At 70.0% G+C, this 25919-nt stretch carries 19 protein-coding genes and 1 riboswitch; of the genes, 9 read left to right on the plus strand and 10 right to left on the minus strand.

Annotated features, from left to right (window positions below; translation table 11 throughout):
* The first annotated feature begins 54 nt into the window (after positions 1-54).
* Positions 55-188: riboswitch (TPP riboswitch) on the plus strand.
* On the plus strand, positions 181-1989 hold the full coding sequence (gene thiC / locus ACFVH0_RS29655) for a phosphomethylpyrimidine synthase ThiC (RefSeq protein WP_385825131.1): 1809 nt from the start codon (positions 181-183) through the stop codon (positions 1987-1989). Its footprint overlaps the riboswitch before it by 8 nt.
* Positions 1990-1999: 10 nt before the next feature.
* Here thiC and ACFVH0_RS29660 read toward each other — a convergent pair whose 3' ends face one another.
* The 4 genes from ACFVH0_RS29660 to ACFVH0_RS29675 form a co-directional block, all read right to left on the minus strand.
* Entirely contained in the window at positions 2000-3103 is a 1104-nt protein-coding gene (locus tag ACFVH0_RS29660) for a hypothetical protein (protein WP_385825133.1), read from the minus strand.
* A 129-nt stretch (positions 3104-3232) separates the two neighbouring features.
* The gene (locus tag ACFVH0_RS29665; RefSeq protein WP_385825135.1) at positions 3233-4057 is read right to left on the minus strand and encodes a hypothetical protein; all 825 of its coding nucleotides are present in this window, start codon (positions 4055-4057) and stop codon (positions 3233-3235) included.
* Between the two features lie 182 nt (positions 4058-4239).
* Positions 4240-5313, minus strand: coding sequence for a metallophosphoesterase (locus ACFVH0_RS29670; RefSeq protein ID WP_385825204.1), 1074 nt, complete (start codon positions 5311-5313; stop codon positions 4240-4242).
* A 158-nt stretch (positions 5314-5471) separates the two neighbouring features.
* Entirely contained in the window at positions 5472-6584 is a 1113-nt protein-coding gene (locus tag ACFVH0_RS29675; RefSeq protein ID WP_266416741.1) for a LacI family DNA-binding transcriptional regulator, read from the minus strand.
* 370 nt (positions 6585-6954) lie between these two features.
* Here ACFVH0_RS29675 and hisC point away from each other — a divergent pair, with 370 nt between their 5' ends.
* The 5 genes from hisC (at position 6955) to ACFVH0_RS29700 (ending at position 16245) form a co-directional block, all read left to right on the plus strand.
* Complete coding sequence (gene hisC / locus ACFVH0_RS29680) at positions 6955-8034, plus strand: histidinol-phosphate transaminase (protein ID WP_385825137.1); 1080 nt, start codon at positions 6955-6957, stop codon at positions 8032-8034.
* Between the two features lie 279 nt (positions 8035-8313).
* A complete protein-coding gene (locus tag ACFVH0_RS29685) occupies positions 8314-9822 on the plus strand; it encodes a cytochrome ubiquinol oxidase subunit I (RefSeq protein WP_385825139.1) in 1509 nt (502 codons plus the stop codon).
* An 18-nt stretch (positions 9823-9840) separates the two neighbouring features.
* On the plus strand, positions 9841-10842 hold the full coding sequence (cydB, locus tag ACFVH0_RS29690) for a cytochrome d ubiquinol oxidase subunit II (protein ID WP_385825141.1): 1002 nt from the start codon (positions 9841-9843) through the stop codon (positions 10840-10842).
* Between the two features lie 105 nt (positions 10843-10947).
* Positions 10948-14481, plus strand: a complete 3534-nt coding sequence (gene cydD / locus ACFVH0_RS29695; protein WP_385825143.1) for a thiol reductant ABC exporter subunit CydD — start codon at positions 10948-10950, stop codon at positions 14479-14481.
* Between the two features lie 57 nt (positions 14482-14538).
* A complete protein-coding gene (locus ACFVH0_RS29700; RefSeq protein WP_385825145.1) occupies positions 14539-16245 on the plus strand; it encodes a GAF domain-containing sensor histidine kinase in 1707 nt (568 codons plus the stop codon).
* Between the two features lie 87 nt (positions 16246-16332).
* Here the strand turns inward: ACFVH0_RS29700 and ACFVH0_RS29705 are convergent, their stop codons facing one another.
* From ACFVH0_RS29705 to ACFVH0_RS29730, 6 genes are all read right to left on the minus strand, one after another.
* The gene (locus tag ACFVH0_RS29705) at positions 16333-17199 is read right to left on the minus strand and encodes a Cof-type HAD-IIB family hydrolase (protein ID WP_385825147.1); all 867 of its coding nucleotides are present in this window, start codon (positions 17197-17199) and stop codon (positions 16333-16335) included.
* Between the two features lie 119 nt (positions 17200-17318).
* The gene (locus ACFVH0_RS29710) at positions 17319-18230 is read right to left on the minus strand and encodes an LLM class flavin-dependent oxidoreductase (protein ID WP_385825206.1); all 912 of its coding nucleotides are present in this window, start codon (positions 18228-18230) and stop codon (positions 17319-17321) included.
* A 72-nt stretch (positions 18231-18302) separates the two neighbouring features.
* On the minus strand, positions 18303-18845 hold the full coding sequence (locus tag ACFVH0_RS29715; RefSeq protein WP_385825149.1) for an RNA 2'-phosphotransferase: 543 nt from the start codon (positions 18843-18845) through the stop codon (positions 18303-18305).
* Between the two features lie 169 nt (positions 18846-19014).
* Complete coding sequence (locus ACFVH0_RS29720) at positions 19015-19992, minus strand: MerR family transcriptional regulator (RefSeq protein ID WP_385825151.1); 978 nt, start codon at positions 19990-19992, stop codon at positions 19015-19017.
* Positions 19989-21770, minus strand: a complete 1782-nt coding sequence (locus tag ACFVH0_RS29725) for an SDR family oxidoreductase (RefSeq protein WP_385825154.1) — start codon at positions 21768-21770, stop codon at positions 19989-19991. The genes ACFVH0_RS29720 and ACFVH0_RS29725 overlap by 4 nt, the downstream gene beginning before the upstream one ends.
* Positions 21767-22618, minus strand: coding sequence for a M24 family metallopeptidase (locus tag ACFVH0_RS29730; protein ID WP_385825156.1), 852 nt, complete (start codon positions 22616-22618; stop codon positions 21767-21769). The genes ACFVH0_RS29725 and ACFVH0_RS29730 overlap by 4 nt, the downstream gene beginning before the upstream one ends.
* 488 nt (positions 22619-23106) lie before the next feature.
* On the opposite strand from ACFVH0_RS29730, the gene ACFVH0_RS29735 reads away from it, so the two are divergent.
* Genes ACFVH0_RS29735 through ACFVH0_RS29745 form a run of 3 tightly spaced genes read left to right on the plus strand, consistent with a single transcriptional unit; the run spans position 23107 to position 25914 of the window.
* Positions 23107-24108 carry an ABC transporter ATP-binding protein gene (locus ACFVH0_RS29735; protein ID WP_385825208.1) on the plus strand — a complete coding sequence of 334 codons (1002 nt, stop codon included), beginning with the start codon at positions 23107-23109 and terminating at the stop codon, positions 24106-24108.
* Positions 24098-25006 carry an ABC transporter permease gene (locus tag ACFVH0_RS29740; protein ID WP_385825158.1) on the plus strand — a complete coding sequence of 303 codons (909 nt, stop codon included), beginning with the start codon at positions 24098-24100 and terminating at the stop codon, positions 25004-25006. Before ACFVH0_RS29735 ends, ACFVH0_RS29740 begins: the two co-directional genes overlap by 11 nt.
* A complete protein-coding gene (locus ACFVH0_RS29745; RefSeq protein ID WP_385825160.1) occupies positions 25003-25914 on the plus strand; it encodes an ABC transporter ATP-binding protein in 912 nt (303 codons plus the stop codon). The genes ACFVH0_RS29740 and ACFVH0_RS29745 overlap by 4 nt, the downstream gene beginning before the upstream one ends.
* Positions 25915-25919 lie beyond the last annotated feature (5 nt).

A 25919-nucleotide genomic window follows, 5' to 3' on the forward strand; every position in this document is an offset into this window, starting at 1 on the left:
GAAGAGACGGGCCCACTGTTCACCGAGCGGGACGGGGCGCTAGCGTGGAGGAACCTTTGCACACGCGGGAGCTCGGAGCACCGGGCTGAGAGGGCGCTGATCTCCGTACGTCCGTACGGGACAGGCTGCGCCGACCGCCGAACCTGTTACCGGGTAATGCCGGCGTAGGGAGTAGGTCTCATGACCACATCGGACGCACGCACGCCTGCCTCGAACCAGAGCGACGAGGCCGGGAAGTCCATCGGCTGGCACAAGGGGTACGTCCGGGGCTCGCGCCCGGACCTCCAGGTGCCGGTCCGTCAGGTGCACCTCACCAACGGCAAGGACGTGACGCTGTACGACACGTCGGGTCCGTACACCGATCCCACCGTAGAGACCGATGTCCGTCGCGGGCTCGCACCGCTGCGGGAGAACTGGATCATCGCCCGCGGCGACACCGAGGAGTACCCGGGCCGCCCCGCCCGCCCCGAGGACGACGGGCTCAAGCACACCTCGCCGCGTGGCGGACTGCGCAACCTCGACGCGGTGTTCCCCGGCCGCCCGCGGCTGCCGCGCCGCAGCCGGGACGGGCAGCCGGTGACCCAACTCGCGTACGCCCGCCGGGGCGAGATCACCCCGGAGATGGAGTACGTGGCCATCCGGGAGAACGTCGGGCCCGAGGTGGTGCGCGAGGAGATCGCGGCCGGCCGGGCCGTGCTGCCTGCCAACGTCAACCACCCGGAGATCGAGCCGATGATCATCGGCAAGCGGTTCCTGGTGAAGGTCAATGCCAACATCGGCAACTCCGCGGTGACGTCCTCCATTGAGGAGGAGGTGGAAAAAATGACGTGGGCGACGCGTTGGGGCGCCGACACCGTCATGGATCTGTCCACCGGCCGCAACATTCACACCACCCGTGAGTGGGTTCTGCGCAATTCCCCCGTGCCGATCGGCACCGTCCCGCTCTACCAGGCCCTGGAGAAGGTCGACGGCCGGGCGGAGGAACTGACCTGGGAGATCTACAAGGACACGGTCATCGAACAGGCCGAGCAGGGCGTCGACTACATGACGGTCCACGCCGGCGTGCGCCTGCCGTACGTACCGCTGACTGCCCGCCGCAAGACCGGAATCGTCTCGCGCGGCGGTTCGATCATGGCGGCTTGGTGCCTCGCGCACCACAAGGAGTCGTTCCTGTACGAGCACTTCGAGGAGCTCTGCGAGATCCTCGCGGCCTACGACGTGACGTACTCACTGGGCGACGGGCTGCGTCCCGGCTCGATCGCCGACGCCAATGACGAGGCGCAGTTCGCCGAACTGCGCACGCTCGGCGAGCTGAACGCGGTCGCCAAGCGGTTCGGCGTGCAGACCATGATCGAGGGCCCGGGCCATGTCCCGATGCACAAGATCAAGGAGAACATCGACCTCCAGCAGGAGATCTGCGAGGAGGCGCCGTTCTACACGCTCGGCCCGCTGACCACCGATGTCGCGCCGGCGTACGACCACATCACCTCGGGCATCGGCGCGGCGATGATCGCATGGTGGGGCACCGCGATGCTCTGCTACGTCACGCCGAAGGAGCACCTCGGCCTGCCCAACCGGGATGATGTGAAGACCGGCGTCATCACCTACAAGATCGCTGCGCACGCGGCGGACCTCGCCAAGGGACACCCGGGGGCGCAGGACTGGGACGACGCGCTCTCCGACGCCCGGTTCGAGTTCCGCTGGGAGGACCAGTTCAACCTGGCCCTCGACCCGGACACCGCGCGGGAGTTCCACGACGAGACACTGCCGGCCGAGCCGGCGAAGACGGCCCACTTCTGCTCGATGTGCGGTCCGAAGTTCTGTTCGATGAAGATCAGTCAAAGCATCACAAAGCAGTTCGGCGGTGACGCGGGCTCGACGCCTGAAGAGATCGAGGCCGGGATGCTGGAGAAGTCGAAGGAGTTCGCGGCAGCGGGCAACCGTGTGTACCTGCCGCTCGCGGAGACGGGCGGTAAGTCGGCCGACTGACCCGGCCGCGTCAGCGGAGGGGGGCCCGCCAGGTCACCAGTCCCGGCCGGTCCGCCTCCGCGAAGCCCACCGCGAACGGCTTGTCGTTGTCGTCCGTCACCATGTGGATGCTGCACTCCGTCACGCTCTCGCCCGGCGAAACCACCCGGGTGACCCAGTCGGACGGACAGCCAGGGATCTTCGTGTCGGCGACGAAGGGGGTCTTCCCCTGGATCTGCCGACCGCCCTCGGTGAGCAGGCTGACGCTGTCGGCCTGGTCGGTGTAGAGGTCATCCGGGCCGGGGTTGGTGTAGGTGACCGATACGTAGTACGGGACGCCGCGCCGCTCGTTCTCGTTGAGGTCGAGGTCCAGGCCCGCGAGGTCGGCCGCACTGCCCCGGCGTACGGATGCCAGCCTGGCGGGCAGTTCGAGGACGTTCTCGCCAGTGAGGACGCCATCCTCGCCGGCGTCCCACCGGACGCGGACGACGTCGCCCGGCTCCTTCAGCCCGGAAGACACGGCCTTGAGGCCGCCCTCGACGGGCCAGGTGGCTACCGCGCCGCCCTCGTCGAGGTAGCCGTCGGCGATGTGGGTCAGCGACAGCACGCCGACACCCTTGGGCAGTACGTAGGTCACGCAGGTGGTGTACGAGTCGCCGGGCGCCAGCGTCTTCGGCGCGGTGTCCGCGCAGGGCAGGTCGACCCCGCCCGGCCTGCCGCCGCTGACGTAGGCCTGCTCACCGCGCTCCCAGTCGGTGCCGTTCAGGGCGAAGTCGCTGTCCACGACGTAGGCATCGGGGATCTTCTTGCGACCGGTGTTGGTGACCTTGAAAGTGAGGTAGTGGGGGACCATGCCCTTCAGCCCTTCGTCCACGCGCCCCGCCCCCTGCATGTCCTCCCCCGAGCCCCGGACCAGGCTCTTGACCGTGACCCTGACCTTGTACGACCGGTCGTCGCCGTCCGTGTGGACGACGTCCCGTGCGCCCGTCCGCACAGGCAGGTCCGTCCAGGAGGCAGGCCGTTCCGCGGCTCGCTGCACGTCCCCGCCCGCACCTTGCTCCCCCGTGCACCCGGCGAGGAGGGATATCGCCGCCGCGCCCAGAGCGGCCTTCTTGACGTGGTTGGACAGGCGCATGGACTTCCCTTGCCGCACGATGATCCGGACTTGCCGGAGGACTGACGCATCGTAGGACGTCACACCGGAGGTGGAGGCGGCGAGTGGAGGGCCGGGTGCGGTTGTGGGGCGGCGCCGACCGGGCACCGGTCAGTCCAGTTCGTGCTCGGGGCCGCCGAAGTCGGGGCTGGTGAAGTCCGGTGAGGTGAACGTCGGCCGGGGGCCGGCGGCCGGGCCGTCGTCCGGGCTGGAGAAGTCCGGCGGGCTGTAGCCGACCTTCGGGATGCGGTTCGCCGAGCGGACCGGGGTGCGCGAGGCCGGGCCGGCGTCGGGATCGGCGAGCGCGTCCCGCAGGAACGGCAGGATGCCGCGCTCCAGCAGGGCGTGACGCCACGCCTCCCTGGCCCGCGCCACGTCCTCCGGCAGCTCCTCCTCGTCGTCCTCGACGGGCTGCGGCTCCGACCCGTTGCGCAGCGCCGTGATGAGCAGCCCGACGGCGGCGACCAGGATCGCGGCGGCCGTGACCGCCGCGAAGAACCAGCCCGCCGAGACCATGGTGGAGGCGAAGGGCGGCGCCGGGTCGAGCAGCCTCAGCAGATAGCCGGCCAGCAGGAATATGAACGCGGCGGTACCGGCGAGCACCGGCGCCAGGACCGTGACGACGGCTCCTATGCCGGCGCCCGGTCGATGCGAACGGCGCGTGCCGGGGCCGGGGTTCGCGTCCTGGTCGGTTTCGTCGACGGGGCTGCGCAGCTCCTCGCGGGCCTGCACATAGTGCTTGTACTCGGTGGCGGCCGTCGCAGTGATCAACTCGGTGGCGTCCAGCGCCATGGTGCGCAGTTGCACGGCGTTGAGCCGTTCACCGACCGCGGCCAGATCCGGCCGTTCATGGGCATGACGCAGTGCGTCGTCGAGGATCCGCTCGTACTCGGGTCGGTCCTCGGCCAGCAGGTGCGGAGCGCTGTTCATGTGCATCCCCCGATGCTCCGTCGGGCCTGAGTGCCCGCTGAGAGCGAGCAGTTGGGCGGAAACGGAGGAGAGCCTGCTACTGATACGCCGATGGTAGAGCGCCCACGGCACGGGGTGACAGGGGGTTTCCGTAAATAGGCCCGGTGGTCGGCGTGGTCAGGTCGTGGGACCGTCTTCCCGAAAGAGCGTCAGTCATGCAGAGGCAGCTGGACGACCAGCAGCTTTCCGGCCATGGTCACTCCGCCGTCCATGGCGATGGCGAGCCCGTCCGCGTACACGTGCGGACCCTCGACCACGGGGCCGGAACCATCCTCTCCGTCTTCCGAGCCGACCTCGCCGAGGAGGTACGGAATGGGGCTGTGACCATGGACGATGCGCTGTCCCCCGTAGGCCGACATCAGCTCCCGGACGGCCTGCGGACCCGACTCGTCGCGGAAGGCGAACCGCTTGGTGAGCTTCCGGAAGAGGTCCCAGCACTCATCGGCGTCGTTACGCGTGAGAATGGCGTGCACGGTGTCGTTGACGTCCTCGATGGTGCTGCCGTATTCGAGGTACGCCGTCGTGTCGGAGTGCATCAGCAGATGCCCGTCCTCCTCGACGACCGCGTCGAGTCGGGACATCCACTGGAGATGGACGTCCTGGAGGCGCTCCATGTCGTTCTTCTGGCCCCCGTTGAGCAGCCAGGCCGCCTGGAAGGTGGCGGTGCCCGCACCGGAGTTGACCGGGGTGTCGCTGAACCGCTTGGCGCCGAGGAGCAGCAGTTCGTGATTGCCCATCAGGGCCTTGCAGTAGCCGCCGGCCGCCGCGGCCTCGGCGGACAGGCGCATCACGAGGTCGATGACCCCGATGCCGTCCGGGCCCCGGTCGGTGAAGTCGCCGAGGAACCAGAGCCGGGCGTTGCCCGCCGCCCACTTGCCGTCGGCGTCGATGAGGCCCTGCTCGGCGAGGGCGGCGTGGAGCTCGTCCAGATAGCCGTGGACGTCGCCGACGACGTACAGCGGTCCGCGGCCCTGCTCCGGGACGGGGCGCGGGTCGGGCACCGTCGGGACCTCCAGGGTGTCACCGCGGTTGATCACCGGAAGGTCGCGCGCGGTGGGCGTGTATCCGTCCGGCGGCACGTCGCCGGGGACGGTGTTGCCCGGGTGCGCCGACGGCGGCGGCACCGGGCTCTGGGCATAGGGCGGTACGCGGAAGTCGCGCAACGTCGCCGTCCGCACCACGGGTTCCTGACCGGCCCCCTGTGTCATCGACCCCTCCACCACCGTCGCGCCGCCGTACACCTGACGGGCCCTGCTGGTCGGGGCGGTCCGCGGTGTCGTGCGCCCATCATAGGAATGCGGATCGTGCTCTGTGACGCACCAGGGGTGGTGAATCCGGACGCACGTCGGGTTCATCGGCCGTTTGGTCCGGAATCTCCTGATCAGTCACCTGCTGGAGAGCGGGGTGCGCTGACCGTGGTGCGGGGCGGACGGCGTTGCGAGGAGGTCCGCACGATGAGTTCGGTCGGTATGACCTGCTCCACCGGTCCGTCCTGGTCCACGCCCTCGATGGCGTCGATCAGGAGCTGGACGACCGCGGTGCCGATCCTGCGCGGCTTGAGCGAGAGGGTGGTGATGGGCGGCTCGGTCGTCGCGTACACGGTGGACTCGCTGCAGCAGACCAGCAGCAGGTCCTCCGGGACGCGCAGGCCGTACCGACGGGCCGCCGCCAGCAGATCGGTGCCGTTGGGGTCGAAGAGCCCGTAGACGGCGTCGGGGCGGTCGGGGCGGGCGAGCAGCCGGTCGGCGGCGACCGCGCCCGCGCAGGGGTCGTGGGCGGGGTACGACTCGTACACCGGGTCCTGGCCCACGCGCTCGCACCAGTGGAGGTACGCGGTGGTGGAGAGGCGGGTGTACGTGTCGGTGGTGGTGCCGGTGAGCAGGCCGATGCGGCGGGCCCCGGCGGCGGCGAGATGGTCGAGCAGGTCGAGTACGGCGGCCCGGTGGTCGTTGTCGACCCAGGCGGTGACCGGGAGCGTTCCGGCCGGGCGTCCGTCCGAGACGACGGGCAGCCCCTGGCGCACCAGCTCCGTGACGACCGGGTCCTGGTCGGACGGGTCGATCACGACGGTGCCGTCGAGTGCGACGTTCGACCAGACGTCGTGGCGCGAGGTGGCGGGCAGGATGACGAGGGCGTAACCGCGGGCGAGCGCGGCGGAGGTGGCGGCTCTGGCCATCTCCGCGAAGTACGCGAATTCGGTGAAGGTGAAAGGTTCGTCCCCGTAGGTCGTCACGGTCAGGCCGATCAGGCCGGACTTGCCGGTACGGAGGGTTCGGGCCGCGGCGGAAGGGCGGTAGCCCAGGCGCTCTGCGACCTCGCGGACATGGCGGCGGGTGGCGTCCGGGAGCCTGCCCTTGCCGTTGAGCGCGTCGGAGACGGTCGTGATGGAGACCCCGGCGGCGGCGGCCACGTCCCGGATTCCCGCTCGTCCCTGCCGGCCGCCGCGCCGGGGTGTGTCCGTCCGGCTCACCTGGTGCTTCCCTGCTGCTGTCATGGCGAGCCGATAGTAGGGCTCGGAGGGGCGGTTGGCCTGGTCGCATATTCGCTCGTTGACAGGCACGTTTCTGCATGATCATCAACGGTCAAATTCCTTGCAAACCAAGGGTGTTGAAGGGATTGGCCATAGTGTGTCATGCATGGAACCCGGTGGGCCTGCTAAATGGCCGATGTCTCGAAGAGGTCTCATCTCACCTCTTCGGGGGACGCGCGCCACGGAGTGAGCCACCGGCGCGCGCCGGAGCAAAAAGCGCTCCCCCCATTCCTGGTCGCACCGGACGATTGGGCACTTCGGCCATTCGCAGCGGCGCCCAATCCTCATAAGGTGAGCAGTATTGATGTGTACAGACGATCGAGGAGGACCTGCGGTGAGCGAGACGAGCCCCAAGCTACGTGCCGAGCTGGACGGCGTCCCCGCCTATGTACCGGGCAAGCCGGCTGCCGCCGGTGGACCGGTCGCGTTCAAGCTGTCCTCCAACGAGAATCCGTATCCGCCGCTGCCCGGGGTGATGGAGTCCGCCCTGGCGGCGGCCTCGAACTTCAACCGCTACCCGGACATGGCCTGCACCGGCCTGATGAACGAGCTGGCCGACCGTTTCGGTGTGCCCCTCTCGCACCTCGCCACCGGAACCGGCTCGGTCGGAGTGGCGCAGCAGCTGCTCCAGGCCACGTCGGGCCCGGGCGACGAGGTCATCTACGCCTGGCGCTCCTTCGAGGCGTACCCGATCATCACGCAGATCAGCGGCGCGACCTCGGTGAAGGTGCCGCTGACCGACGGTGAGGCGCACGACCTCGACGCGATGGCGGACGCGATCACGGACCGCACCCGGATGATCTTCGTCTGCAACCCGAACAACCCGACCGGCACCGTGGTGCGCCGGGCCGAGCTGGAGCGGTTCCTGGACCGGGTGCCGGGCGATGTGCTGGTGGTGCTCGACGAGGCGTACCGGGAGTTCATCCGCGATGCCGAGGTGCCGGACGGCATCGAGATCTACCGGGACCGGCCCAATGTGGCGGTGCTGCGGACCTTCTCCAAGGCGTACGGCCTGGCGGGGCTTCGGGTCGGTTTCGCGGTGGCCCACGAGCCGGTGGCAGCCGCGCTGCGCAAGACGGCGGTGCCGTTCGGGGTCAGCCAGCTCGCCCAGGACGCGGCGGTCGCCTCGCTGCGTGCCGAGGACGAACTCCTGGGGCGGGTGGGCTCCTTGGTGTCCGAGCGCGAGCGGGTGCAGCGGGCCCTGGCCGGCCAGGGGTGGACCGTGCCGGAGTCCCAGGCGAACTTCGTCTGGATGCGGCTCGGGGACCGTACCGCCGACTTCGCCGCGGCCTGTGAGCGGGCCGGAGTGGTGGTCAGGCCGTTCGTGGGCGAGGGCGTGCGGGTCTCGATCGGGGAGGACGAGGCGAACGACCTGTTCCTGAAGGTGGCGGAGTCGTACCGCAAGGAGCTGTAGCGCGACGGCGCAGGCCGCCTGCGCGACTCAGGGCCCGGGCCCCGCACCTCGTTCGTCGAGGCGCGGGGCCCTCTCGCTCTTGGGGCCGGGGCGTCTGGTTCGGGCGGATTGATCGGAACGCCCCAAAGGGGTACCCCGCCCGAACGTCCCGAAAGTCTGTGCGCCATAATGCTTGTGAATGTGAACGCGTTCACAAGCGTGTCCTGTTTCCTCCCATGATTAGTCGGATTTAAAGGGCAAACTGCCGGTGTGACTACGGCGACGTAAGGAGAAGACGACGTGGAGCTAGCTCTGGCGCCGGAGACCCTGGCGCGATGGCAGTTCGGTATCACCACCGTCTATCACTTCCTGTTCGTTCCCCTGACGATCTCGCTCGCCGCGCTCACCGCCGGCCTGCAGACCGCCTGGGTCCGGACGAACAACGAGAAGTACCTCAGGGCGACGAAGTTCTGGGGCAAACTCTTCCTGATCAACATCGCCATGGGCGTCGTCACCGGCATCGTCCAGGAGTTCCAGTTCGGCATGAACTGGTCCGACTACTCACGGTTCGTCGGCGACATCTTCGGTGCTCCGCTCGCGTTCGAAGCACTGATCGCGTTCTTCTTCGAGTCCACGTTCATCGGCCTGTGGATCTTCGGCTGGGACAAGCTGCCGAAGAAGATCCACCTCGCCTGCATCTGGATGGTCTCCATCGGGACGATCCTGTCCGCGTACTTCATCCTGGCGGCCAACTCCTGGATGCAGCACCCGGTCGGCTACCGGATCAACGAGGAACGCGGCCGGGCCGAGCTCACCGACTTCTGGCACGTGCTCACCCAGAACACCGCGCTCGCCCAGTTCTTCCACACCATCACCGCGGCCTTCCTGGTCGGCGGCGCGTTCATGGTCGGCATCGCCGCCTTCCACCTGGCGCGCAAGAAGCACATCCCGGTGATGCGGACCTCGCTGCGGCTCGGACTGATCACCGTGGTGATCGCCGGACTTCTCACCGCCATCAGCGGTGACCAGCTCGGCAAGGTCATGTTCAAGCAGCAGCCGATGAAGATGGCCGCCGCCGAAGCGCTCTGGGAGGGGCAGAACTCGGCACCCTTCTCGATCTTCGCGGTCGGCGACGTGGCCAAGGGCCACAACACCGTGGAGATCTCCATCCCGGGGATACTGTCCTTCCTCGCGGACGACAGCTTCACCTCGTACGTCCCCGGCATCAACGACATCAACAAGGCCGAGCAGGAGAAGTTCGGCCCCGGCGACTACCGCCCCAACATCCCGGTCGCGTTCTGGAGCTTCCGCTGGATGATCGGATTCGGGATGGCGTCCTTCGCCCTCGGCATCCTCGGACTGTGGCTGACCCGGAAGAAGTTCATGCTGCCGCCGGGACTGCGGACCGGTGAGGACGAAGTGCCGCACCTGGTCCTCTTCAAGAACAAGGCACTCAGCCCGAAGTTCGCCAGGTGCTACTGGATCGTCGCACTCTGGACCCTGCTCTTCCCGCTGATCGCCAACTCCTGGGGCTGGATCTTCACCGAGATGGGCCGCCAGCCCTGGGTCGTCTACGGAGTCCTCCAGACCCGCGACGCGGTCTCCCCCGGTGTCTCGCAGGGCGAGGTGCTCACCTCGATGATCGGCTTCACCCTGCTCTACGCCGTGCTCGCGGTCGTCGAGGTCAAGCTGCTCGTGAAGTACATCAAGGCCGGTCCGCCGGAGCTGACCGAGGCCGACCTCAACCCGCCCACCAAGATCGGCGGCGACCATGACGACGCCGACCGGCCGATGGCCTTCTCCTACTGAGAGCAGAGGAGCTGAGAGATGGAACTCCACAACGTCTGGTTCGTACTCATCGCCGTCCTCTGGACCGGCTACTTCTTCCTGGAGGGATTCGACTTCGGGATCGGCGTCCTCACCAAGCTGCTGGCCCGCGACCGCAAGGAACGCCGGGTCCTGATCAACACGATCGGGCCCGTCTGGGACGGCAACGAGGTGTGGCTGCTCACCGCGGGCGGTGCGACCTTCGCCGCCTTCCCCGAGTGGTACGCCACCCTGTTCTCCGGCTTCTACCTGCCGCTGCTGATCATCCTGGTCTGCCTGATCGTGCGCGGGGTCGCCTTCGAGTACCGGTCCAAGCGGTCCGGTGAGAAGTGGCAGACCAACTGGGAACACGCCATCTTCTGGACCTCGTTGATCCCGGCCGTGCTCTGGGGTGTGGCCTTCGGGAACATCGTGCGCGGCGTGAAGATCGACGCCGACATGGAGTACGTGGGCAACTTCTGGGACCTGCTCAACCCGTACGCCATTCTCGGCGGACTGGTCACGCTCTTCCTCTTCACGTTCCACGGTGCCGTGTTCGCGGGACTCAAGACGGTCGGGGACATACGGGAGCGGGCCGGAAAGCTGGCACTGAAGCTGGGGATCGTCACCGCGGTGCTCGGGCTCGGCTTCCTGACCTGGACCCAGGCCGACAACGGGGACGGCTGGAGCCTGCTGGCGATGATCATCGCCGTGGTGGCGCTGGTCGCCGCGGTCGCCTTGATCGCGGCGGGACGCGAGGGCTGGTCGTTCGCGTTCTCCGGCGTCACTGTCGCGGCGGTGGTCGCCATGCTCTTCCTGACGCTCTTCCCGAACGTCATGCCGTCCTCGCTGAACGACGCCTGGAGCCTCACGGTCACCAACGCCTCGTCCACCCCGTACACACTGAAGATCATGACGTGGTGCGCGGGGATCGCCACTCCCGTCGTCCTGCTGTACCAGGGCTGGACGTACTGGGTGTTCCGCAAGCGCATCGGTACGCAGCACATCGCCGAGGCGCACTGAACGAAGCCGGAGCCTGACCGGCGGATCATGGTCGGGGCGCGACGCCGACCAGATCCGCCGGGCGGTCCCCGGTCCATCGACCGAGCTCGCTAGGGGCTGTTTCACGTGAAACCGATCGACCCGCGTCTGCTCCGCTACGCCCGCGCCACCCGCCTCTTCCTGGCAGCCGTGGTGGCGCTCGGAGTGGTCGGGGCGGCGCTGGTCATCGCCCAGGCCATGCTCATCGCCGAAGTGGTGGTGGGCGGGTTCGAGGACGGACTGACGGTCTCCGGGCTGCGTACCCCGCTGATCCTGCTCGCCGCGGTCGCGCTCGGCCGGGGCCTGGTCGCCTGGCTGACCGAACTGGCCGCGTACCGGGCCAGCGCGGCGGTCAAGTCCGAACTCCGCGGCCGGCTGCTGGAGCGGGCCGCGTCGCTCGGGCCCGGCTGGCTGAGCGGTCAGCGCACCGGTTCCCTGGTGGCGCTCGCCACCCGTGGTGTCGACGCGCTGGACGACTACTTCGCACGCTATCTGCCGCAGCTCGGACTCGCGGTGGTCGTGCCGGTGGCGGTCCTGGCCAGGATTGTCACCGAGGACTGGGTCTCGGCGGCGATCATCGTCGTCACGCTGCCGCTCATCCCGCTCTTCATGATCCTGATCGGCTGGGCCACCCAGTCGCGGATGGACCGCCAGTGGCGGCTGCTGTCCCGGCTCTCCGGACACTTCCTCGATGTGGTCGCCGGACTGCCGACGCTGAAGGTCTTCGGCCGTGCCAAGGCGCAGGCCGAGTCCATCCGTACGATCACCTCGCAGTACCGCCGGGCCACGCTGCGCACCCTGCGGATCGCGTTCCTGTCGTCCTTCGCCCTGGAGCTGCTGGCGACGCTGTCGGTGGCCCTGGTGGCCGTAACCATCGGCATGCGGCTGGTGCACGGCGAACTCGACCTCTACACCGGCCTGGTGGTGCTGATCCTGGCGCCCGAGGCCTATCTGCCGATCCGCCAGGTCGGAGCGCAGTACCACGCGGCCGCCGAGGGGCTCTCGGCCGCCGAGGAGATCTTCGCGGTCCTGGAGACCGAGCCCCGGCAGGCCGGCACGGCGGACGTACCCGCTTCGCTCCGGCTGGAGCTGGAAGGGGTGACCGTACGGCACGAGGGCCGTACCGAGCCTTCGCTGAACGAGGCCTCATTGGTGGTGGACGAGGGGGAGACCGTGGCCCTGGTCGGCCCCAGCGGCGTCGGGAAGTCCACCCTGCTCGACGTGGTTCTCGGGTTCACGGCACCCGACGAGGGACGGGTACGGATCGGCGGAGCCGACCTGGCGACGCTCGCGCCGGAGCGGTGGCGGGAACGGATCGCCTGGGTGCCGCAGCGCCCGTACCTCTTCGCGGGCACCATCGCGGAGAACGTACGGCTGGCCCGGCCGGACGCCGAAGACAGCGCGGTCACAGCCGCGCTGCGGGACGCCGGGGCCCTCGACTTCGTGGCGGAACTGCCGGACGGGGCACGGACACTCATCGGCGAGGACGGCGCGGGCCTCTCCGCCGGACAGCGCCAGCGGCTCGCACTGGCGCGGGCCTTCCTCGCCGACCGCCCGCTGCTGCTGCTCGACGAGCCGACCGCGAGCCTGGACGGCGAGACGGAGGCGGGGATCGTCGAGGCGGTACGACGGCTGGCCGTGGGCCGGACCGTGCTGCTGGTCGTGCACCGCCCGGCGCTGCTCCCGGTGGCCGACCGGGTGGTGACCCTGGACCCGGACGCGACCGTGCGGCCGGCCGGGTCCGAGTCGTCCGCAGCCCTACCGCGGCCGACGGGCGCGCCCTCCGCCCCTGCCGAAGTGACGCCGGAGCCCGAGGTGTTGCGGGAGACCGCGGCCCGCTCCGGACGGGTCCTGGCACGGGTCAGGGAGGCCGCCGGGGCACAGCGCGGCCGGCTGGCACTCGCGCTGCTGCTGGGCAGCCTCGCCCTGGGTTCGGCCGTAGGTCTGATGGCCGTCTCCGGCTGGCTGATCTCCCGTGCCTCCGAACAGCCCCCGGTGCTCTATCTGATGGTCGCGGTGACCGCGACCCGCGCCTTCGGGCTCGGCCGGGCCGTCTTCCGCTACGCCGAGCGTCTGGTGTCGCACGACGTGGTGCTCAAGATGCTCGCCGAACTGCGCGTCGCGGTCTACCGGGGGCTGGAGCGCGTCGCGCCCGCCGGACTCCGCCGCACCCGGCGAGGAGACCTGCTCTCCCGGCTCGTCGCCGATGTCGACGCCCTGCAGGATTACTGGCTGCGCTGGCTGCTGCCCGCCGCGACCGCCGTGGTCGTCGGCACGGCGGCCGCCGGGTTCGTCGGCTGGCTGCTGCCGGCGGCGGGCGTGGTGCTGGCCGCCGGGCTGCTGCTCGCCGGAGTGGGCGTGCCGCTGGTCAGCAGCGCCTGCTCCCGCCACACGGAACGTCGCCTCGCCCCCGCCCGCGCCGATCTGGCCACCCGGATCACGGACCTGCTCGGCGGGACCGCCGAACTGACCGTCGCAGGTGCCCTGCCCGTCCGTACGGAACGCACCCGGGACGCCGACGGCGTCCTGACCCGGATCGCCGCCCGTGCGGCGACCGCCACCGCGCTCGGCGGCGGCCTCATCGCCCTGGTCGCCGGCCTCACCGTCGTCGCCACCGCACTCGTCGCCCTTCCCGCCGTGTACGACGGCCGGCTCGCGGGCGTGGAACTCGCGGTGGTGGTGCTCACCCCGCTGGCCGCCTTCGAGGCCGTGACGGGGCTGCCGCTCGCCGTGCAGTACCGCCGGCGGGTCGAGCGGAGCGCGGAGCGGGTGTACGAGGTGCTGGACGCCCCGCTGCCCGTGCACGAGCCCGAGAGCCCGGCCGAGGCACCCGCGTCGCCCTTCCCGCTGGAGGTACGGAGGCTGTCCGCGCGGTACGCCGGAGCGGCGCGGGACGCACTCGACGGCGTCGACCTGACGTTGACGGCGGGCCGGCGGATCGCCGTCGTCGGGCCCTCCGGCTCCGGCAAGACGACCCTCGCTCAGGTCCTGGTCCGCTTCCTGGACGCGCGGGCCGGGACGTACCGGATCGGCGGCGTCGAGGCCGGTGCGCTGGAGGGGGACACGGTCCGGCGGTTCGTCGGGCTGTGCGCCCAGGACGCCCATGTCTTCGACAGCTCCATCCGGGAGAACCTGCGGCTGGCCCGGACCGGCGCCACGGACGAGGAGCTGCGGGACGCCCTCGGCCGGGCACGGCTGCTCGACTGGGCCGACGCCCTGCCGGACGGGCTCGACACCCTCGTCGGCGAACACGGCGCACGCCTCTCAGGTGGCCAGCGCCAACGCCTCGCCCTGGCCAGGGCGATCCTCGCCGACTTCCCCGTACTCGTCCTGGACGAACCCGCCGAGCACCTCGACCTTGCGACCGCGGACGCCCTGACCGCGGACCTGCTGGCCGCCACCGAGGGACGTACGACCGTCCTGATCACCCATCGTCTGCAAGGTCTCGAAGCCGTCGACGAGGTGCTGGTGCTCGACGGGGGCCGGGTCGTGCAGCGCGGCCCGTACGCCGATCTCGCCGCCGGGGAAGGCCCCCTGCGCCGGATGCTGGAGCGCGAACGCGAGACCACGACGCGGGCAGCCGAGCGGGCGGCCGGAGAAGCCGTGGGGGCGCCCGCGTGATCCGGGCGGGCCGACAGCCGACTTTCCTCCCCAATCGGGACTAACTACTCTCGGGGTATGCCGGAGCAGGACCCGAAGGACTCACTCGAAGCGGCTACCCAGGCGACCCGCAGCCTGCAGGGCCTGTCCACCGAAATCACCGCCCGCATTCCGCAACTGCTGGAGGCCATGCGCTCCGTCGGCGCGGGCCTGGAACTCCACTCCACCCTCGACCGGATCTGCGAGACGGCCGCCGAACTCGCCCACTCCCGCTACGCCGCCATCGGCGTCGTCGACGAGGAGGGCAAGGGGCTCTCCGACTTCGTCACCTACGGCGTGCCGGACGAGGTGGCGGACGAGATCGGTCGCCGCCCCGACGGGCACCGGGGGCTGCTGGGCGCGCTGATCCACGACCCGGCTCCGGTGCGGCTCGCCGATCTGACGGCCGATCCGAGGTTCGCCGGCTTCCCGCCCGGCCACCCCCCGATGCGGACCTTTCTCGGCGTCCCGATCCGGGTGCAGGGGGAGATCTTCGGGAACCTCTATCTGGCCGAGAAGGACGACGACGGCGAGTTCAACGACTACGACCTGCACATGGTGCGGGTGCTCGCCACCGAGGCCGGGATCGCCATCGGCAACGCCCGGCTGTACGAGGCGGCACGCCAGCGCGAGCGGTGGATCGACGGATCGGTGGCCGTGACCACCGCGCTGCTCTCCGGCGGGGACGCCGACGACGCGCTCTCCGTCGTCGCCGAACAGGCCCGCCGCCTCGCCGACTCCGCAGCCGGGATCGTGCTGCTGCCCACCGAGGACGGCGGGCTGGAGATCGTCGCCGTCTCCGCGGACGACCCCACCTCCTCGCTCGGGGTGATCATCGGGCCCGAGAGCTCGGTGGCGGCGAAACTGCTGGGCGGCGAGGCGGTCTTCGTGGACGATTCGGCCACCGACGCCCGCATGGTCACCAGGCTGGCCCATCGGTACGGCCCGAGCATGCTGCTGCCCCTGCACAGCGGCGGGCGGGTGCTCGGCGCGCTCGCGACTCCCCGTGCCCGGGGCGACCGGCCGTTCACGGAGACCGAGCGGACCCTCGCCACCCAGTTCGCCTCGCAGGCGGCGCTCGCGCTGATGATGGCCGAGGCGCAGCGGGACCGGGAGCGGCTGGCGGTCTACGAGGACCGGGACCGGATCGCCCGCGATCTGCACGATCTGGTCATCCAGCGGCTGTTCGCCACCGGGATGATGCTGGAGAGCGCCCAGCGCCGGTCGGTCGTGCCCGAGGTGCAGACCGGGATCGGCCGGGCGGTCGATGAACTGGACGTGACCATCCAGGAGATCCGTACCGCGATCTTCGCGCTCCAGCAGGAACCCGCCGAGGCGCCGTCCGGGCTGCGCACCCGGGTCCTGCGTGAGATCAACATGGCGGCGGTCCCGCTGGGCTTCAAGCCCTCGCACCGTTTCCTCGGCCCGGTCGACGCGCTGGTCGGCGAGCTCACCGGCAAGAACCTGATCGCGGCGCTGCGGGAGGCGCTGTCCAATGCCTTCCGGCACGCCGAGGCGTCGTCGATCGACGTGGTCGTCGACGCGACCGCCACGCTGCCCGACGGGAGTGACGCGGTGCGGCTCTCGGTCGCCGACGACGGGGTGGGCATACCCGAGGGCGGCCGGCGCAGCGGACTGCGGAACCTGGCCCGCCGGGCGGAGTCGCTCGGCGGTGCGAGCTGGTTCGGCCCCGGGATCGGGGAGGACGGGGGCGGTACGACCGTGGTGTGGGAGGCGCCCCTCTGAGGCGCTTGCCGGGGCAGCCGGGGGCGCTTCCCGGGGCAGCCGTCCGAGGCGCTTCTCCGGGCGGCTGACCTGGAAGACCCTCGGGGCTCAGTGCCCGGCGGCGGAGGTCCGGCGCTCGGCGATCAGCTGCTCGATGACGACCGCGACACCGTCCTCGCCGTTGGTGGTGGTCCGGCCGGAGGCGGCGGCGAGTGCGGCCGGGTGGGCGTTGCCCATCGCGTAGGAGGTGCCCGCCCAGCTCAGCATCTCCACGTCGTTGGGCATGTCTCCGAAGGCGACGACCTCGGCGGGCGAGATGCCGCGCTCGGCGCAGCAGAGTTCCAGCGTGCTGGCCTTGGAGACCCCCGGGCCGCTGATCTCCAGCAGGGCCGTGGGGCTGGACCGGGTGAAGGAGGCCCGGTTGCCGGCCGTCGTACGGGCCAGGGCGAGGAAGTCGTCCGGGGTCAGCTCGGCGTGGTGCGCGAGGAGCTTCAGCACGGGGACACCGGTGCCGGGCGACTCCTCGTGCAGCAGCTTCTCGGCGACGGCGACCGTGGCGCCCGAGTCCAGGTGGAACGGCGGGTAGTCCGGTTCGTAGTGGATGCCGGTGGCCAGCTCGACGGCGAAGGTGGTGCCGGGGGCGGCGGCGCGCACGGAGTGGACGACATCGAGAGCGATGGCGCGCTCCAGCGGCCGGACCTTGACCAGCTCGCCGCCGGCGTGCAGATCGGCGACCGCCGCGCCGTTGGCGCAGATCGCCAGGCCGTGGCCGTGCACATGGTCGCTGACGACATCCATCCAGCGGGCCGGGCGTCCGGTGACGAAGAAGACCTCGATACCGGCCTCCTCGGCGGCGGCCAGTGCGGCGACGGTGCGGTCGGAGACCGTCTTGTCGTCGCGGAGCAGGGTGCCGTCCAGGTCGGTGGCGATCAGCCGGACAGCGGCAGGCGGAGGCGAGTCGGTAGCTGAGGTCACCCGTCCATTCTCGCGTACGAGGGTGCACGGTCGTGCGGAGGGGCGCACATCTGAGGATGCGCGCCCCTGACCAGGTGAACATGCCCGGTGCATATGCCACCGGTTCCGGTGGTGATGGATCAGCGGCCGAGCTGGTCCAGGGCCTCGGTGGCGATGCGCTCGAAGACCTTCTCGTCCGCCGCGAAGTCGGAATCGGGGATCGGATCGTGGATGACGATCTCGGTGATGCCGAGCTCGAAGTGGGTGCCCGCGAAGTCCACGAAGGCGTCGAGGGACTGGAGCGGGTCGCCCGGCGTGAACCCGGTCAGAAGGACCTTGTCCAGCTCGGCGGCATCCCGGCCGATGGCCTCGCAGGCGGCGCTCACCTTGGTGAGCTGCCCGCGGATGGCCTCCACGGACTGCTCCGGGGTGCCCGTCCCGTACAGCTTCGGGTCGCCCGTGGTGACCCAGGCCTGCCCGTACCGGGCGGCGAGCCTCATCCCGCGCGGGCCGGTGGCGGCAACCGCGAACGGCAGCCGGGGCCGCTGCACACAGCCGGGGATGTTCCGCGCCTCGTTCGCCGAGTAGAACGTGCCCTCGTATGTCACCGAGGGCTCACGCAGCAGCTGGTCGAGCAGCGGTACGAACTCCTCGAAGTGGTCGGCCCGTTCGCGCGGCGTCCACGGCTCCTCGTCGCTCCGGCGCAGTGTCGTGGCGTCGAAGCCGTCGCCGCCGGCGCCGATGCCGAGGGTGATGCGCCCGCCGGAGACGTCGTCGAGGGTGATGAGGTCCTTGGCGAGGGTGACGGGGTGCCGGAAGTTGGGGGAGGTGACGAGGGTGCCCAGGCGGAGGCGGTCGGTGGCGGTGGCCGCGGCGGTCAGGGTCGGGACCGCGCCGAACCAGGGGCCGTCGCGGAAGCTCCGCCAGGCCAGGTGGTCGTAGGTGTAGGCGGCCTGGAAGCCGAGCTCCTCGGCGCGCTGCCAGACCTTCCGCCCCTCGCTCCAGCGGTGGATCGGCAGAATCACAGTGCTCAGACGCATGGCTACGACCATACGGGGCCAGGAGCGGACGATCCCGTTCCGTGCGGACGGTCCCATGGTGCTGCCGGGCGGCCGAGTCGCCGGTCAGCCGCGGAAGCGCAGGAACTCGGGCGGTACGGAAGCGGTGAGCCAGACGCCGTTGGCGCTGACGTGGAAGGTGTGGCCCGCGCGGTGCATCGCGCCCGCGTCCACGGACAGGACGACGGGCCGGCCCCGCCGGGCACCGACTCCGGTCGCCGTCTCGCGGTCGGGCGAGAGATGGACGTGCGTGCGGTTCATGGGCCGCAGACCCTCGCTCCGGATCGAGTCCAGCGCGTGGCCCACCGTGCCGTGGTAGAGGTACGCGGGCGGTTCGGCCGGCGGCAGGTCGAGATCCACCGGGACGGTATGGCCCTGGCTCGCGCGGATCCGGTCGTTCTCGACGGCGAAGCGCTGCTTGTCGTTGACGGCGACGACATGGTCCAGCTCGGCCCGGGTGAGGGGGACGTTGTTGCGGGCCATGGCGCGCAACAACGTGTCGATCGGCACCCAGCCGTTCGCGTCGAGCGTGATGCCGATCCGTTCCGGCTGGTGGCGCAGGTGTTTCGAGAGGTACTTGGACACCTTTACGGTGCGTCTTTCATCCATACCACCAGGGTGCCGCCGATGGTCTCGTCAGTGCATCCCGGTTTCGCCCACGATGTGCTGAAGCAATTCTCGGACGTGCTGAAGAATTTTTCGTCCACAGGTTTGATCCACAGTCAACTTGAGTTATCCACAGGCTATTTGGCGATTCTGTGGACAAGTCAAAGAGAAATCAACCGCTTTGGTCAATTTGCTCTGCTTTGAGGGTAGGTGGAGCAAGTGCGTCCAATGTTCTTGATTGCACCTCGCGTTCTGTGGATGCCGTGACGAAGGCGGAGACGTTCTCCTGTCCAACCAGCTGCTGCACCGCCCGGATTGTGCCGGCCGGGAGGTCCACCCGGCCGGTCGCGAGGGCGAGGGAATCCGACCCGAGCGGCGTGTCCGCGCCGAGGTGATGATGCAGATGACGGGTCGCGAACGTCCGCATCGCACGGGCGAGTTCGGCATCGACCGTCTGCTGGGCGAGCGGGCGAAGCCTGCGCACCATCGCGGCCGCCTCGGCGGCGTCCGCGTCGGTCGGCGGCCGGTGGCCGAGATAGCGGGCGAAGACGTGCTCTGTGGTGAACTCCAGGAAGCGCGAGGCGATCTGCTCGACCCGGCCGCGAAGTTCCCTCAGATGGTGGGAGATCGCGCCGAGCGGCACACCGGCCGCGTACAACTCCACTGCCACGGCCAGCTCTTGTGGGCTCGGCACCAGGAACTCGTCGTCCCTGCCCGGGATCGGTTCGAGCACGCCGAGATCCACCGCTTCGGCGACCGCCTCGTCGTGCGGGGTGCCGCCGAACTTGCGGTTCAGCTCGTCCCGGGTGATCCGGTCGGCCCGTTCGTCCGTCCAGGGACCGTGCACCTCGGCCACGAGCCCGAGCACCCCGCCCAGACCGCGGCCGGTGTCCCAGGCGTCCAGGAGCTCCTTGATGCTGGCCAGCGTGTAACCGCGGTCCAGCAGATCGGCGATCTGCCGGAGCCGGGCGAGATGGGTGTCCCGGTACACATTGGCCCGGCCGCGCCGCTCCGGTGTCGGCAGCAGACCGCGGTCCTGGTAGGCGCGGATCGTGCGGACCGTGGCCCCGCTCGCGTGCGCCAGGTCCTCGATCCGGTACTCGGCGGCGGGCTTCCGGTCCGCCGCCGGCGACTGCCCGGGGCCGCTCACAGCGGCGGCTTCAGCCGGGCGATCCCGCGCAGCGCGCCGGGGCTGAACCGGGACAGGATGCGGGCGCCGCGGGCCTCCGGGGTCACCGGCACGACGGCCTGGTTGCGCGCCACCGCCTTGAGGATCGCGTCGGCCACCCGCTCCGGCGGGTAGTTGCGGAGCCCGTACAGCCGGCTGGTCCGCTTCCGCAGGCGCTTCTCCTCCGTGGCGTCGGCACCGGCGAAGTGCGTCGTCGCGGTGATGTTGGTGTTGACGATGCCGGGACAGATGGCGCTGACCCCGATCGACCGATCGGCGAACTCGGCCCGCAGGCATTCGCTGAGCATCAGCACGGCCGCCTTGGAGGTGCTGTACGCGGGCAGCGCCCGGGACGGCTGATAGGCGGCGGCGGAGGCCGTGTTGACGATGTGGCCGCCCTGGCCGCGCTCGGCCATCTGCCTGCCGAAGATCCGGCAGCCGTGGATGACGCCCCACAGATTGACGTCGAGGACGTTCTTCCAGTCCTCGCTCGTGGTGTCCAGGAAGGAGCCGGACAGGCCGATCCCGGCGTTGTTGACCAGGACGTCGACGATTCCGTACTCGGCGGCGACCTTCTCGGCGAGCTTCTCCATCGCCTGCTCGTCGCTGACGTCGACCGCCTCGCCCCAGGCGGCCGGAGCGCCTATGAGCCGGGCCATCTCGGCCGTCCTGGCCGCGCCCTCCGCGTCCCGGTCCACGGCCACCACCCGGGCGCCCGCCTCGGCGAACGCGAAGGCGGTGGCCCGACCGATGCCGCCGGCCGCGCCCGTCACGAGTACCAGCCGGCCACCGAACCTGTCCGCGTAGACCCCGGTCGGCGCGGTGTCCTGCACCGGACGGCCATCCTCCTTGGCGGCCTCGTTGGCGGCGACGAACTCACTGATCCAGGAGGCGAGCTGGTCCGGCCTGGTGCGCGGCACCCAGTGTTTGCCGTCGAGAGTGCGGCGTACCAACTGGGGTGCCCAAAGCTCCAGTTGGTCGTACAGCTTCTCCGACAGGAAGATGTCGCCGGTCGGGGTGATCAGCTGGACCGGCACATGTGCGTAGGCGTCGGTGCGCGGCCGGCTCAGCCGGGCGCGGACGTTGTCGCGGTAGAGCCAGGCGCCGTGCGCCGCGTCGTCGGGCAGCGAGGACGTCGGGTAGTCGCCCGCCGGGACCTTCTCCAGCCGTTCGAGCATCCGCGGCCACCGCTTGCCGAGCGGGCCGCGCCAGGCGAGCTCCGGCAGGACCGGCGTATGCAGCATGTAGACGTACCAGGACTTGGCGCCCTGGCCGAGCAGCTGGCCGACCCGGCGCGGGGTGGGCCGGGCCATCCGCTGCTTGATCCAGTGCCCGAAGTGGTCCAGGGAGGGGCCGGACATCGAGGTGAACGAGGCGATCCGGCCCTCGGTCCGCTTGACCGTGGCGAACTCCCAGGCCTGGACGGACCCCCAGTCGTGCCCGACCAGATGCACCGGCCGGTCGGGGCTCACCGCATCGGCGACGGCCAGGAAGTCGTCGGTGAGCTTCTCCAGGGTGAAGCCGCCGCGCAGCGGCTTCGGGGCTGTGGACCGGCCGTGACCGCGCACGTCGTACAGGACGACATGCCACCGGTCGGCGAGCTGCTTCGCCACCTCCGTCCAGACTTCCTTGCTGTCCGGGTAGCCGTGCACCAGGACGACCGTGGGCTGTTCCGCGTCGCCCAACTCGGCGACGCACAGCTCGATTCCGCCCGTACGCACCCGGCGCTCGCGCACTCCCGGCAGGTCTCGCAGACTCATGCCGCCACCCTTTCCTCGGCCCAGCGCCGCACGTGCGGCAGATCGTCGTCCAGCCAGAAGGCGCTCTGCTCGGGGTCCTTGGAGTCGGTGACCACCAGGATCTCCTCGAACTTGGCGCCCGTGCCGCGGAATCCGAGATGCGGCTCCACCGCCCACAGACCCGGCTGCGGCGAGTGGTCGGAGAAGCGGTAAGGGCTCCACAGCGGCGACCAGCCGTCCCGGTGCCCGTGCAGCGCGTCGCTCATCAGCCCCTTGAGGGACTGGGTGCCGAAGCCGAACACATGCGGGGACCAGCGGCGCTCGGCGACGCGGTCGACCTTGTGGGCTATGACGCCGAAGGGGTAGGCCCGATGCCGGTTGGCGTACCCCTGCTTGATCATCAGGCGTTCGACGTTCTCGTATATCTCCCGCAGTGAGCGACGCTCGCGCACCTCGCGCAGTATCAGCTCGCGGTGGGCCTCCAGATCGGCCAGCAGCTTGTCGTGCAGGGGGTTGAGCCCGAGACAGCCGGAGTAGCCGATGTCGGCCGTGAAGCCCTTGTACACCGGGGCCATGTCCAGGATGAACGGCATCCCCGGCTCCAGCTTCCGGTTGGTCGGGAAGAACTGCAGGGGCACCTTGAAGCCGGCGAACGCCGTGCGGTCCCCGAACCAGGCGAAGGGGAGGTGGAACCAGTCCCGCACCCCGCGCTCACGCAGCCAGTCGCGCTGCATGCGGGCCGCCTCTCGCTCGGTCACTCCCGGCTTGAGCCGGCCCGCGACCGCCTCCGCGCAGGCGTACGCGAGGCTCTGGACTTCTCTGAACCCCTGCAGCTCCGGGGCCTTTTCGTCCTTCACTGCCGAGGTCATGCCACCGTCCGTTCCCTGCCGTGTGCGGTACGTGCCCGTAACGTGACACTGATGAATGTGACAATGTCCGGCGACTACGTCAAGGGGTGTGCGGAGACCTGTGGACAACCAGGGCCTTTCGTTTGGATCAGGCCGGGCTGGCGTGCCCCGGCGCCGCGTTTCGCGGCGTTGTCGTCGGTCGCCAGGGCTCCTTCCCCGAGCTCTCGGCCCCGCTCGACCGGGGGAGACCTCATCCGACTCCCTCCTCCGCCTTGCGATTCACGGCACCGGATCCCGCTCCCTGATCCGGCCCGATCCGAACGGAAGGCCCTGGGCCGGGCCGCCCTCCGGCAGGCCACTCATCCTTCGCGGTGGCCCCCTACGGGTCCGTACATCTGGAGTCGGAGGCCGATCCAGCCGCCAGGGCTGACGACTGATGTGGCCCGCGCCACTACCTTCGGACTGTGACTGTGATCGCGACCGAAAGCCTGAGCAAGCGGTTCCCCCGGGTGACCGCGCTTGACCGGCTCTCCTTGGACATCGGCCCCGGTGTGACCGGCCTGGTGGGTTCCAACGGAGCCGGCAAGTCCACATTGATCAAGATCCTGCTGGGTCTGTCCCCCGCCACCGAAGGCCGGGCCGCGGTGCTCGGGCTCGACGTCGCCACCAGTGGCGCCGCCATCCGGGAACGGGTCGGCTACATGCCCGAGCACGACTGCCTGCCACCGGACGTCTCGGCCACCGAGTTCGTCGTCCACATGGCACGTATGTCCGGACTGCCGCCGACGGCAGCGCGTGAGCGCACCGCCGACACGCTCCGGCACGTGGGCCTGTACGAGGAGCGCTACCGCCCCATCGGCGGCTACTCGACCGGCATGAAGCAGCGGGTGAAGCTGGCGCAGGCGCTGGTCCACGACCCGCAGCTGGTCCTGCTCGACGAGCCGACCAACGGCCTCGACCCGGTCGGCCGCGACGAGATGCTCGGACTGATCCGCCGCGTCCACACCGACTTCGGCATCTCGGTCCTGGTCACTTCGCACCTCCTGGGCGAGCTGGAACGCACCTGCGACCACGTCGTCGTCATCGACGGCGGCACGCTGCTGCGCTCCAGCTCCACCAGCGACTTCACCCAGACCACCGCGACCCTCGCGGTCGAGGTCACCGACAGCGACACCCACCCGGACGGCACCGACGCGCTCCGCCAGGTCCTCACCCGGGCCGGCGTGAAGTTCATCGGCCAGGACGGCCTCGACGCGCAGGGGCTGCCCGGCGCGGGCCACATCCTGCTGGTCGAGGCGGTCGGCGAGGAGACGTACGACATCGTGCGCGACAGCGTCGCCGGGCTCGGACTCGGCCTCGTACGGATGGAGCAGCGGCGCCACCACATCGCCGAGGTCTTCCGTACCGAGGGGGCGTCCGAGGCCACGGGGCCCGCACCGCACGCCGCGGAGCGGAACGCCGTACAGCAGCCCGCCGCACAGCAGAAGGGGAGCGGTCGCGATGAGCACTGAGACCGGGACCGTGGCCGGGAGCGACACCTCCCGCATCCACAACATCGGATACCGCTCCTACGACGGCCCGCGGCTGGGCCGTGGCTATGCGCGGCGATCCCTCTACTCGCAGTCCCTGCGAGGGGCTTTCGGACTCGGCCGTTCCGCCAAGTCCAAGGTGCTGCCGATGCTGCTCTTCGGCGTGATGTGCCTGATCGCGGCGATCATCGTCGCCGTCGCCATCGCCAACCCCGCGGCGACGGCCCTGCCGATCAAGTACACCGCGTTCGCGATCTATCTCCAGGCCGTGATCGGCCTCTTCCTCGCCGCACAGGCACCGCAGTCGGTCTCCAGGGACCTGCGCTTCAAGAGCGTGCCGCTGTACTTCTCGCGGCCGATCGAACGGGTCGACTACGTCGTGGCCAAGCTGGCCGCCATGGCCTCCGCGCTCCTCATCCTCACCGGCACGCCGCTGCTCATCCTCTATGTGGGCGCGCTCCTCGGGAAGTTCGACTTCGCCGACCAGACCAAGGGATTCGGACAGGGGCTGGTCTCGGTGGCACTGCTCTCCGTGCTCTTCTCCGCGCTGGGCCTGGTGATGGCCGCGCTGACACCGCGCCGCGGCTTCGGCGTCGCCGCGGTGATCGCCGTGCTGACCATCACCTACGGCGCGGTCTCCACGGTCCAGGCCATCGCCTGGCAGACGGGCTCCGAAGGGGCCGTCGAGTGGCTGGGGCTGTTCTCCCCCATCACGCTGATCGGCGGCGTGCAGAGCGCGTTCCTCGGGGCCAGCTCGGCCTTCCCCGGCGGGTCGGCCCCGGGAACCGGGGCCGGCGTGGTCTATCTGATCGTTGTTCTCGCGCTCGTCGCCGGCTCGTACGCCGTACTGATGCGCCGCTACCGGAGGGTCGGGCTGTGACCACCATCGAGATCGAACACACCTCGCGCTGGTTCGGCAATGTGGTCGCCGTCAACGACGTGAGCATGACGGTGGGACCGGGCGTCACCGGGCTGCTCGGGCCCAATGGCGCGGGGAAGTCCACGCTGATCAACATGATGGCCGGTTTTCTCGCCCCGTCGACGGGCACGGTCACGCTGGACGGCAGGCCGATCTGGCGGAACGAGGCCGTGTACCGGGAGATCGGGATCGTGCCGGAGCGGGAAGCCATGTACGACTTCCTGACCGGCCGAGAGTTCGTCGTCGCCAACGCGGAACTCCAGGGACTCGGCGACGCGGAGGCGCAGCGGGCGCTGGCCACGGTCGAGATGGAGTACGCGCAGGACCGCAAGATCTCGACGTACAGCAAGGGCATGCGCCAGCGCGTGAAGATGGCGTCCGCCCTGGTCCACGAGCCCTCGGCGCTGCTGCTCGACGAGCCGTTCAACGGCATGGACCCGCGCCAGCGGATGCAGCTGATGGAACTGCTGCGGCAGATGGGGGCACAGGGCCGTACGGTGCTCTTCTCCTCCCACATCCTCGAAGAGGTCGAGCAGCTCGCCTCCCACATCGAGGTGATCGTGGCCGGACGGCACGCGGCCTCCGGCGACTTCCGCAAGATCCGTCGGCTGATGACGGACCGCCCGCACCGCTATCTCGTACGTTCCAGCGACGACCGCGCCCTCGCCGCCGCGCTGATCGCCGACCCGTCGACGGCCGGCATCGAGGTGGACCGGGGGGAGCAGGCGCTGCTCATCCAGGCGGTCGACTTCGGACGCTTCACCGAGCTGCTGCCCAGGGTCGCGCGTGAGCACGGAATTCGTCTGCTGACCGTTTCGCCGTCCGACGAGTCCCTCGAATCGGTCTTTTCCTATCTCGTAGCGGCCTGAGTAGT

Origin of the sequence: Streptomyces sp. NPDC127117 (assembly GCF_042677325.1) — a bacterium.
GTDB lineage: Bacteria > Actinomycetota > Actinomycetes > Streptomycetales > Streptomycetaceae > Streptomyces.